The sequence below is a fragment of the Achromobacter dolens genome (assembly GCF_902859745.1).
GTDB classification, from domain to species: Bacteria; Pseudomonadota; Gammaproteobacteria; order Burkholderiales; family Burkholderiaceae_B; genus Achromobacter; species Achromobacter dolens.
Window position 1 is genome coordinate 1 of the sequence record NZ_CADIJW010000086.1, and the last position, 10,826, is coordinate 10,826.

10 protein-coding genes are annotated in these 10,826 nt (G+C 70.4%); 3 read left to right on the forward strand and 7 right to left on the reverse strand.

Annotated features, from left to right (window positions below; genetic code table 11):
- Positions 1-59: 59 nt before the first annotated feature.
- From HV783_RS28650 to HV783_RS28665, 4 genes are read right to left on the reverse strand one after another with little or no spacing between them, the layout of a single operon-like run.
- Positions 60-1,250: an ABC transporter substrate-binding protein gene (locus HV783_RS28650; RefSeq protein ID WP_054504239.1), complete on the reverse strand. Its 1,191-nt coding sequence runs from the start codon at positions 1,248-1,250 to the stop codon at positions 60-62.
- On the reverse strand, positions 1,240-2,049 hold the full coding sequence (locus tag HV783_RS28655) for an ABC transporter ATP-binding protein (protein WP_054504240.1): 810 nt from the start codon (positions 2,047-2,049) through the stop codon (positions 1,240-1,242). Before HV783_RS28655 ends, HV783_RS28650 begins: the two co-directional genes overlap by 11 nt.
- Entirely contained in the window at positions 2,046-3,158 is a 1,113-nt protein-coding gene (locus HV783_RS28660; protein WP_175190308.1) for an acyl-CoA dehydrogenase family protein, read from the reverse strand. Before HV783_RS28660 ends, HV783_RS28655 begins: the two co-directional genes overlap by 4 nt.
- Positions 3,155-3,712, reverse strand: coding sequence for a carboxymuconolactone decarboxylase family protein (locus HV783_RS28665; RefSeq protein WP_054504242.1), 558 nt, complete (start codon positions 3,710-3,712; stop codon positions 3,155-3,157). The genes HV783_RS28660 and HV783_RS28665 overlap by 4 nt, the downstream gene beginning before the upstream one ends.
- A gap of 211 nt (positions 3,713-3,923) precedes the next feature.
- Here HV783_RS28665 and HV783_RS28670 point away from each other — a divergent pair, with 211 nt between their 5' ends.
- Positions 3,924-4,847: an AraC family transcriptional regulator gene (locus HV783_RS28670; protein ID WP_175190309.1), complete on the forward strand. Its 924-nt coding sequence runs from the start codon at positions 3,924-3,926 to the stop codon at positions 4,845-4,847.
- Between the two features lie 92 nt (positions 4,848-4,939).
- On the opposite strand, the gene HV783_RS28675 is transcribed toward HV783_RS28670, so the two are convergent.
- Genes HV783_RS28675 through HV783_RS28685 form a run of 3 tightly spaced genes read right to left on the reverse strand, consistent with a single transcriptional unit; the run spans position 4,940 to position 8,238 of the window.
- The gene (locus HV783_RS28675; RefSeq protein WP_254604090.1) at positions 4,940-5,758 is read right to left on the reverse strand and encodes an alpha/beta fold hydrolase; all 819 of its coding nucleotides are present in this window, start codon (positions 5,756-5,758) and stop codon (positions 4,940-4,942) included.
- Positions 5,759-5,763: 5 nt separating this feature from the next.
- The gene (locus HV783_RS28680; RefSeq protein WP_054416933.1) at positions 5,764-7,059 is read right to left on the reverse strand and encodes an O-acetylhomoserine aminocarboxypropyltransferase/cysteine synthase family protein; all 1,296 of its coding nucleotides are present in this window, start codon (positions 7,057-7,059) and stop codon (positions 5,764-5,766) included.
- Positions 7,060-7,098: 39 nt separating this feature from the next.
- Positions 7,099-8,238: an aminotransferase class V-fold PLP-dependent enzyme gene (locus tag HV783_RS28685; RefSeq protein WP_054504245.1), complete on the reverse strand. Its 1,140-nt coding sequence runs from the start codon at positions 8,236-8,238 to the stop codon at positions 7,099-7,101.
- A 169-nt stretch (positions 8,239-8,407) separates the two neighbouring features.
- Here HV783_RS28685 and HV783_RS28690 point away from each other — a divergent pair, with 169 nt between their 5' ends.
- Both HV783_RS28690 and HV783_RS28695 read left to right on the forward strand, forming a co-directional pair.
- Entirely contained in the window at positions 8,408-9,448 is a 1,041-nt protein-coding gene (locus HV783_RS28690; protein WP_064525386.1) for an amino acid ABC transporter substrate-binding protein, read from the forward strand.
- A gap of 93 nt (positions 9,449-9,541) precedes the next feature.
- A partial coding sequence (locus HV783_RS28695) for an ABC transporter permease subunit (RefSeq protein WP_175190310.1) occupies positions 9,542-10,826 on the forward strand: 1,285 nt, incomplete at its 3' end.

Sequence of the window (10,826 nt, forward strand, 5' to 3'; positions counted from 1 at the left end):
CGCCGGGCCGGTCACCGGCGCGGCGACGCGCGCGCCCGCCGCGGCAGACTCGCGCGCCGTCACGCCTGCACCGTCTCGGTCCGGGTGTAGGCGTCGGGAAAGCCGAAACGCCGCAGGCCGCCCGCGGCCTCGATGGCGCGCTTGACGTAGCGGTCATCGACCAGCTCGGCCGCGGCGCGGGCGGGGTCCAGCCCGGCCAGGAAGCCCCGGTCGGCCTCGATCAGCGTGTCGCGCAGGCGCCGCACCAGTTCCTCGGTGTAGCTGGGGAACGGATATGGCTGGAAGTCGATGCGGCGTTCGTCCCAGTCGGCATGGCGGATCGCGCCACTGGCCAGGTATTGCTCGCGGTCGGATGGCGGCGGCGCCAGCACCTTGCTCAAGGCCGGCAGACCGTGCGGGGTATAGCGGTTGATGCCTTCCTTGGACAGCAGCCTGGCGGTCTCTTCGCGGTTATCGCGGATCCACAACTGCGCCTGGACGATGGCGTCGACCACCTTCTGCGACCACTCGGGCCGCTGCTGCAGGTCGCGCTCGTGCATGAACACCACGCAGCAGGCGTGGTTGCGCCAGATGTCGCCGGTAAAGCGCAACACCTTGCCCACGCCCAGCGTCTCGGCCACGGCGTTGAAAGGCTCGGCCACGATGTAGCCGGCGATGCGGTTCTGCGCCAGCGCCGGCGGCATGTCGGCCGGCGCCATCACCACCAGGTTGACCTCGTTGGCGGCCGGCGCGCCGTCCTTGCGCGACACCGGCGTCAGGCCGTTCTCGCGCAGTAGGTACTGCAGCATCACGTTGTGGATGGAATACCAGAACGGGATCGCCACCGTCTTGCCGCCCAGTTCCTTGACGCCGTTGATGGCCGGCGCCACCGTCAGGCCCGAGCCGCCGACGTGGTTCCAGGCCACCACCTTGGCGGGCACCTGGCTGCCGAAGCGCGCCCATACCGTCATGGGCGACAGCAGATGCACCACGTTGACCTGGCCGGAAATGAAGGCCTCGATCACCTGCGCCCAACTACGCAGCAGGGTCGGCTTCTCGGCCTTGACGCCGGCCTTGTCGAACAGGCCATTGTTATGCGCCACCAGCAGCGGCGCGGCGTCGGTGATCGGCAGGTAGCCGATGCGCACCGGCGCGTCGGGCTCGCTCTGGGCGCGGGCATTGAATGCCGACAACAGCGGCGCGGCGCCGCCCGCGGTCAGCAGGGCCGACAGTTTCAACCAGTCGCGACGCGACATGTGTTCAAGGCACATCAACAGGCTCCTTGGCGGCTTGGCCGCGTGCGACCCGCAGCGCATCGCGCAGGCGGGTCAGGATTTCCAGGCGCAACGCGCCCATTTCAGGCAACAGATCGGCGCGCGGCTGCGGCAGGTCCACCGGCCACACGCCCAGGATGCGTCCGGGCGCGCCGCCCAGCAGCACGATGCGGTCGGCCAGCAGCAGCGCTTCGTCGATATCGTGGGTGATGAGGACGGCGGCGGTATGAAAGTCGGCCACCACTTTGCGCAGCAGTGTCTGCATCTCGCCGCGCGTGACCTCGTCGAGCGCGCCGAACGGCTCGTCCAGCAGCAGCACCGCCGGCTGGCGCGCCAGGCAACGCGCCAACGCGGTGCGCTGCGCCATGCCGCCGGACAACTGCGCCGGCCGCAACTGGCGCGCGTGCGACAGGCCGACCTCGTCGATGGCCTGGTCGATCCGCAACCGGCGTTCGGCGGCGGTCAGCCTGGGCTGATGGGTGAAATCCAGGCCGAAAGCGACATTGCGTTCCAGCGACAGCCACGGCAGCAGGCCGGGATCCTGGAACGCCACCGCCACGCGCGGATGCACGCCAGTCAGCGGCGCGCCCTCCATCAGCAGCGTGCCGGCACTGGCAGGCTGCAGTCCGGCCAGCACGCGCAACAGGCTCGACTTGCCGGCGCCGCTGGCGCCCAGCACCGCCACTACCTCGCCCCGGTCCAGCACCAGATCCACATCCTGGAATACGTCGGCCGGCGCCTGCGCATAGCGCAGCGCCAGGCCCTGCGCCTGCAACACCGGACGCGGCGCGCTCATGCGGCGCCCTCGGCCGCCAGACGCGCCCGGCGCTTGGCCAGCTCGGTCTTGAGCTGCACCAGGCTGGGGGTGACGATGGGCAGGAAAGCGGCCTCGCGCCAGCGGCGTGCAAAACCGTCGCCGGCAGGCTTCAGGTAGGCCGCGCCGCCGCTGGCCTGCAATTCGAGCTGCACCGCCTGGCTGGCGATCTCGGCCAGCGCGATGCGGCTTTCGAACAGCAGCCAGGGTTCGGCCACGAAACGTTCGCTGCGCACGCCGTCGACCAGGCGCGCGGTCGCCTCGTCGAGCTGGCGCGCCAGCGCCTGCAAGGGTTCGCCGAGGATGCCGCGCGACGCCTGGCCCTGACCCGCCTCGCCGGCGGCGCGCAACGCGCGTCGCGCCAGGCCGATGGACAGTCCGCATTGCAGCCCCGCGAACGCAGGCCGCGCCTGCGGCAGATATTGGCGCGCATCCGGGTGAATCAGCCATTGCGGATCGATGCGCACGCCGCGCACATCCAGCGCCGCGGTGTTGCTGGACTGCAGCGCCAACAGATCCAGGTCGGCGCTGCGCGTCAGGCCTTCGATATCATGCGGCAAGGCCACCACGGCCGGCGTGCCGTCGGGGGCCGAGACGGCCGCGGCCACCAGGAAGCCCTGCTTGCGCAGGTTGGTGACCCACGGCATGCGGCCATCCAGCACCCAGTGCGCGCCATCCTGTCGCGCGCCGATCTGCAGCGACTCGATGCCGCTGAGGAATTTCATGGCGTTCGACAGCGCGGTGGCGCCGGCCACCTCGCCCGCCAGCAAGGGCGCCAGCCAGGCCTGCGACAAGGCGGCATTGGGGCTGCGCAGCAGGTACTCGATGAAAACCCGCTGGCCCCAGGCCACGAAGGCCGCGGCCACGGAATGCTCGGCCACCTGCGACACGGCCTCGATGGCGTCGCCGATGTCGGTGCCCGGCGCGCCGCCGTGCGCGGCCGGCACACCCAGGCGGAATACGCCCGCCGCGGCCAATCGCGGCAGGACCTCGGCGGCGTCATGGCTGCCGTCGTCCAGCGCGCCGGCATGGTCGTCGAGCCAGGCGGCCAATCCGGGCGACAGTCGCGGGTCCGGCTGCCGCGCCGTCATTGCGCGCCGCTCCAGGCATAGGCGCCCAGTTGCTCGTTCAGCGGGGTTTGCGCCAGGTTGTTGCCAAAGTTGCAGATCGTGGCCAGGCCCACCCCGACGATCACCTCCAGCGCGTTGCCGTCGCTGTAGCCGGCCTCGCGCAGCGCCTGCAGTTCGGCGTCGCTGACGCGGCCACGGGTGCGGATCACGGCTTCGGTGAAAGCGGCCAGCGCCTGCAGGCGCTCGTCCGGCAGCGTGCCCTGGGCGCGCAGCGCGTCGACCACCTCGGGCGACAGCTTGGCCTTGTTGCGCGCCAGCGCCGTGTGGCCGGCGACGCAGAAGGTGCAGCCATGGCGGGTGCCGGCCACCAGTTGGACCACCTCGCGCTCCTGCAGCGTCAGCCCGGCGCGGGCGTTGATCTGCGACAGCGTCTGGTAGGCCTCCAGGGCCACCGGCGCATTGGCCAGCACGCCCAGCAGGTTGGACAGGTAGCCGGCGCCCTGCTCGGCGGCGGCCAGGGCGGCGCGGGTGGGTTCGGGCGCGCTCTGCGCGGTATGGACGGGCAAACGGGCCATGAGGGTCTCCGGAATGGGAACAACGAAAACTCGATTGTGCGGGCGCCCCGCCCCGCGCGACAATGCACGCGGATCGCAAGCTGATGCTCGATCTTATCGACTTTCAGCTATGCGCTTATAACCAGCCAGGCGCCCCGCGTATCATCGCGCCAAACTGATCCGGTCGTGCCGCCATACCAGTACGGCCGCCACACGCCTTGCCAACTTCGCCATGCCGCCCTCGCCCGCCCCGAACGCCGATCAAGCCGCCGTCGACGCCCTGCTGCTGTCGAGCCTGGAGGTGCAGTCCAGCTTGTATCACCTGGGCCAGTATTGCGGCAATTGGTCGGCCAGCACCAGCGGCCGGGCCCGCGCCAGTTTCCACCTTATCCTGCACGGCCGCTGCCGCGTCGAGCTGGGAACGGGCCAGGCGCCGCTGATCCTGGCGGCGGGCGACGGCGTGTTTTTCCTGCGCGACCTGCCGCACACGCTGACGCCGCTGGACGCGGCCGACGCGGCGGCGCCCGCGTGCCGCGAGATGCAGCCGCTGCTGCCGCGCCAGCCCGACGGCACCGGGCTGGCCTGCGGCTTCTTCCAGTTCCGCCCGGGCCTGGCGGACCTGGTGGCCGAGACGCTGCCCGACATACTGGTGCTGCGCGCCGACGATGCCCGCTACGCGAGCGCGCGCGGCGTGTTCGACCTGATCCTGGGCGAGACCGCGCGCGACGGTGGCGCATCCGAGGTGGTGCTGGAGCGGCTCACCGACATGCTGATCTTCTTCATGCTGCGCCACCTGGCGATCCACGACCGCCAGGCCCACGGCCTGTTCGTGCTGGCGCGCGACCCGGCCATGGCGGGCCTGCTGCAGGCGATCCTGGCGCGGCCGGCGGATCCCTGGAGCATGGACGACATGGCGCGCCACGTGCACATGTCCAAAGCCACCTTCCACCGCCGCTTCACGCTGCAAAGCGGCACCACGCCGGCGCAACTGCTGCAACTGCTGCGCATGCGCGTGGCGCGGCGCCTGCTGGCGCAGGGCATGGCCATCGTGGACGCCGCCGAACGGGTCGGCTATCGCTCGCAGGCGGCCTTCAGCCGCGTGTTCCAGCGCACCGAGGGCGTGGCGCCCTCGGCCTGGCGTCGCGGCGGCGTCTGAACTGAACGCCGGTCCCGGCCGCGGCCCGCGGAGGCGCGGCGCACCCTACGCACTCGCTATCGGGCGCGCCGAGGCCCCCACTTGCCCTCGCGTCAGGACAGGCCCAGCAGCAGGTCGGCCAGCACCTGCGGGTGCGTGATGTGGGCTTCGTGCGGGGCGGCGATGTCGACCCAGTTCCAGCCCGGCTGCGACTTCACCAGCTGGCGTGACTGCTCCAGCACCAGCAGCTCGGGCTGGGTGCAATGGATGTAGGTGCGCGGCCGGCCGTTGCCGATGGGATGCCTGAGCGTCAAGGGCGTGGTGTAGCTGGCCAGCGGGTGCGGCGTCAGGCGGCGCTTGACCCAGGCCTCGTCGGCGCTGCCCGGCTTGAAGCCCCAGGCCGCCGGCAGCGGGTCGGGAATCGGCACGGCCAGGCCGTTGGTGGCCTTGGACGCGGCCGCGATGCGCGCCTCGGCGTCGGCCTTGGGGTACACCGAGAACGCATCCTGGCCGCTTTGCAGCACGATCGAATCGAAGTACACCAGGTGCGCCAGCCGCTCGGGAATGCGGTCGGCCACCCCCGAGATCGGGATGCCGCCGAAGCTGTGGCCCACCAGGATCACGTCGTTCAGTTCTTCGCTCTGGATCACCTGCACCAGGTCCTCGACGAAGGTGTCGATGGTGATGCCCTTGTGCAGCAGGTGGGCGCGGTCGCCCATGCCGGTGAAGCTGGGCGCGTGGACGCGATGGCCGGCGGCGCGCAGCCGCTCGGCCACCGGCCGCCAGCACCAGCCGCCATGCCAGGAGCCGTGCGCCAGCACGTAGGTCTTGGCGCGGCCGGCGGCCGGCTGGGCCGCGATGGACGGGGCCGCCGCCAGGGCGGGCAGCCCGGCGGCCAGTTGCAACAGGGTCCTGCGGGAAATCATGTTCATGCCCCTCACACCTTTGCCAGCGCCTGGTCCAGGTCGGCCAGCAGATCGTCGATGTGCTCGATGCCGATCGACAGGCGCACGGTTTCCTCGCGCACGCCCGCCTTCTGCAGCTCTTCGGGATTGAGCTGGCGGTGGGTGGTGGACGCCGGGTGCGTGGCCAGCGACTTGGCGTCGCCGATGTTGACCAGGCGCGTGAACAACTGCAGCGCGTCCTGGAAGCGCGCGCCGGCTTCGCGGCCGCCCTTCACGCCGAACGTGAACAGGCCGGGCGCCTTGCCGCCCAGGTACTTGCGCACCAGGGCGTGATCCGGGTGGTCCGGCAGGCCGGCGTAGTTGACCCACTCGACCTTGGGATGCTCGCGCAGATAGCCGGCCACCTTGACCGCGTTTTCGACGATGCGGTCCACGCGCAGCGCCAGCGTCTCGATGCCCTGCAGGATCTGGAACGCATTGAACGGCGAGATCGCCGCGCCGGTGTTGCGCAGCGGCACCACGCGGGCGCGGCCGATGTAGGCGGCCGGGCCGAAGGCTTCGGTGTAGACCACGCCGTGGTAGCTGACATCGGGTTCGTTCAGGCGCTTGAAGCGGGCCTTGTGCTCGGCCCAGGGGAACTTGCCTGAGTCGATGATGGCGCCGCCCAGGCTGGTGCCGTGGCCGCCCAGGTACTTGGTCAGCGACTGCACCACGATGTCGGCGCCGTGCTCGATCGGACGCAGCAGGTACGGCGACGGCACGGTGTTGTCGACGATCAGCGGCAGGCCGTGGCGGTGGGCCAGCTCGGCCAGCGCGGCGATGTCGGTGATGTTGCCCAGCGGGTTGCCGACCGATTCGGCGAAGATGGCCTTGGTGCGCTCATCGATCTGCGCCTCGAAGGCCGCCAGGTCGCTGGGGTTGGCAAAGCGCGTGGTGATGCCGTACTGCGGCAGCGTGTGGGCGAACAGGTTGTAGGTGCCGCCGTACAGCGTGCTGGACGAGACGATGTTGTCGCCCGCCTCGGCGATGGTCAGGATCGCGTAGGTCACGGCGGCCTGGCCCGAGGCCAGCGCCAGGGCGGCGATGCCGCCTTCCAGGGCCGCGACGCGCTGCTCCAGCACGTCGGTGGTCGGGTTCATGATGCGGGTGTAGATGTTGCCCGCGACCTTCAGGTCGAACAGATCGGCGCCATGCTGGGTGTCGTCAAAGGCGTAGGCCACGGTCTGGTAGATCGGCACGGCCACCGCGCGCGTGGTCGGGTCCGGCTTGTAGCCGCCGTGCACGGCGATGGTTTCCAGCCGCCAGTCGGGCTTCTTCGCTTCGGTCATGATGTAGTGCTCCTCGAAAATGCGTTATCGGTGATGGGATCAGGCGGCGAACCCGCGCGCGGCGCGCAGGATGCGGTCGATGTCCCCGTGATTGTTATAGGCGCCCACGGACAGGCGCAGGTAACCATACTCCACAATGCTGGCCACCACGCCCTCGCGGGCAAGGTGCGCCAGCGCCGCGGCGGGATCGGGCACGCGCACGGCGGTGGTGGTGCTGCGCAGCGCCGCGTCGGCCGGCGATACCACCTGCAGGCCCTGGGCGCGCAAACCATCGCTCAATGCGGCGGATAGCTCCAGCACCCACGGCTCGATGCGCTCGGGCCGCGCCCACTCGATCAGATCCAGCGCCGCGGCCCAGCCGGCGATGCCGGGATAGTTGAGGTTGCCGGTCTCCAGGCGGCGGGCGTCGCCGGCATCGGACACGCCCACCTGCCACTGCAGGCCGGCCTTGTCGAGCGTGGTGACTTCCGAGGGGCCGACATACAGCGGATCGAGCGCGTCGAGCAGCCGCGGCGACACGTGCAGCAGGCCCACGCCCAGCGGTCCCAGGAAGCCCTTGTGGGCGCCGCTGGCGAACGCGTCCACGCCCCAGGCATCGACCTCGGCGCGCAACAGGCCCGCGCCCTGGATGCCATCGACCACCAGCCAGATGCCGCGCTCGGCGCAGCGCCGGCCCAGTTCGGCAATGTCGGTGCGCAGGCCCGTGCCGTACTGCACCCACGACACCGCGATCAGCCGCGTGCGCGCGTCGACGTGCTGCCACAGGTCATCGACCGTATAGCGGTGCGCGCGCGACGGCGGCACCCGCACCTGCACGCCGCGACGGCGCAGGTTGAGCCAGGGCAAGGCATTGGTGGGATGTTCCTGGTCGTCGACCACCAGGTTGTCGCCCTCCTGCCAGGAGAGGCCCTGCGCCACGGTATTCAGGCCCTCGGTGGTGTTCTTGGTGAAGGCCAGCCGGCGCGCGTCGCCGCCGATCAGCCGCGCCAGCCGCGCGCGCAGCGCGCCGGCATCGCGCAGCCATTGCGGCTTGTCGCTGCGGGCATGGGTGATGCCGTCGAAGAAGGCGGCCACGCCCTCGGCCACCTTGGGCGCCAGCGGGCTGGTGTAGGCGATGTTGGCGTAGGCCTTGTCGCGAGTGATGGGAAACCATTCCCGGAATTCATCCTGCCAGCTCATGCGCAACCTTCTTCAATCCTGCAACTTGGTATGGACGGATTCTAGGTATATGACGCGAATTTGGATAAGGCTAAGTTCTCATAACCATATGACGATACAGTCGCTCACAATGGCGATGTGCAGCCCTAGAATTCATGCCTTTCTTGCATACTTCAAATACGGGAACGGCATGCGGTTGATCTCTCTACTCAAAGCCGCCGGGGTGGCGGCGGCGCTGGCGCATATGACGATGTCCACGGCCAACGCAGCCACGGCGGGCGCCACGGTCGACGCCATCAAGAAGCGCGGCGAACTGGTGTGCGGCGTGAGCCAGGGCTCGGCCGGCCTGTCGATCGCCGACAAGCAGGGCCGCTGGACCGGCCTGGACGCCGACCTGTGCCGCGCGCTGGCCGCGGCGGTGCTGGGCGATCCGGAAAAAACGCGCTTCGTGCCGCTCAGTTCGCAGCAGCGCTTTCCCGCTCTGCAAGGCGGCGAGATCGACGTGCTCAACCGCAACACCACCATCACCTCCGGCCGCGACGCGGGCCTGGGCATCGTCTCGGCCGGCATCGTGTTCTATGACGGCCAGGGCTTCCTGGTGCCGAAGAAGCTGGGCGTGAAAAGCGCCACCGAACTGGACGGCGCGCAGGTCTGCGTGCAGCCCGGCACCGTCAACGAACAGAACCTGGTCGATTACTTCAAGAAGCACAAGCTCAACTATCGGCCGGTGGTGATCGAGAACCTGGTCGAGCTGGAACAGGCCTTCTACGCCGGCCGCTGCGACGTCTACCTGTCGGATGCCTCGACGCTGGCCGCCAGCCGCGCCGCGCGCGCCGCCAATCCGGACGACTTCGTCATCCTGCCCGAACGCATCAACAAGTCGCCGCTCGGCCCCTTCGTGCGCCAGGACGATCCCAACTGGACCGCCATCGTGCGCTGGACCGTCAACGCGCTGGTGGCCGCCGAGGAACTGGGCATCACCTCCAGGAACGTCGACAGCCAGGCGCAAAGCAGCGACGCGCAGGTGCGCCGCCTATTGGGTCTGGACCCCGGTATCGGCAAGAGTTTCGGGCTGGACGAAGGCTGGGCCCGCAATGTGATCAAGGCCGTCGGCAACTATGGCGAGGTGTGGGACCGCAACCTGGGCGCGGCCACGCCGCTCAAGCTCGATCGCGGCCTGAACCGGCAATGGAACCAGGGCGGCCTGCTGTATTCGCCGCCGTTCCAATAAGCCTTTACGCACGCGCTGCCGCCAGGCGGGCCGACGGCTCGCCTGCGCGCTTTTGAGAAGCCGCCGGGCCTTCCGGCGCAGGCCAGGACAGACATGATTGCCCTTCACCCCTCGCCCTGGAACGCCGCGCTGCGGCGCTGGTGGCCAGCCGCCGCCTGGACCCTGGGGCTTGCCGCTTTGGCGGCGTTACTGCTGCTGCACATCGAGGCCACGCAGGCGGCCCGCGGCATCCGCGGCGGCTTCGGCTTCCTGTTCCAGCCGGCGGGCTTCCGCATTTCGGAAAGCCTGCTGCCGGTGACGCCCGACGATCCCTACTGGATGTCGATCGCCGCCGGGCTGGTGAACACGCTGACGGTCGCGCTGGTGGCGGTTCCGCTCGCCACCCTGCTGGGCGTCGGCCTGGGCCTGCTGCGGCTGTCGTCGCAGCCGCTGGCATCGCGCACTGCCGCGCTCGTCATCGCGCCGTTGCGCAACACCCCGGTACTGCTGCAATTGTTCGTCTGGTACGGCCTCTTGCTGCGCCTGCCGGACGCGCGACAGGCGTGGACGCCGCTGCCGTCCGTGCTGCTGTCGAACCGCGGGCTGGCATTGCCGACGCTGCATGGCTGGCTGCCGTACGCGCTGGCGGCGGCGGGCGCCGTGCTGCTCGGCTGGCGCCTGCGTCATCGCCTCGGCCGCGCCGCGCCCTGGGCCGCGCTGGCGGCGACGGCGCTGGCCTGGGCGTTGTTGCCCGGCGTCACCATCGATCTGCCCGTCAAGCGCGGCCTGGGCCTGCAAGGCGGCTGGCAGCCCAGCATCGAATTCGCCGCCCTGGTGATCGGCCTGGTGGTGTTCCATGCCGCCTACATCGCCGACATCGTGCGCGCCGCCGTGCGGGCGGTGCCGTTGGGCCTGGTGGAAGCCGGCCAGGCCATGGCGCTGACGCCCTGGGGCGTGCTGCGCCACGTCGTCGCGCCCTACGCCGCGCGCGTAGCGCTGCCGCCGTATGCCAACCAGTGCCTGGCGCTGGTCAAGAACAGCACCCTGGCCATCGCCATCGGCTACCAGGAGCTGATGGCCGTGATCAACACCGCCATCACCCAGACCGGGCTGGCGCTGGAAGGCATCACGCTGGCCGTGGCCGTCTACCTGGGCCTGGCCCTGGCGCTGGGCGGCGCGCTGTCGGCCTGGAACGCGCGCCACGCCCGCCACGGCCCCGGCGACAGCCACGGCGCCCGCCTGGGCGAGCGGCCCGCGTTGCGCCTGCTGGCGCGCGAGGGACGCGGCATCAACGGCTGGCTGGGCGCGGCGCTGACGGTCTTGCTGCTGGCCGCCGCCGGCTGGGCGTTGCTCGATTGGGCGCTGCTGCGCGCCGTCTGGAGCGGCAGCCCGGCCACCT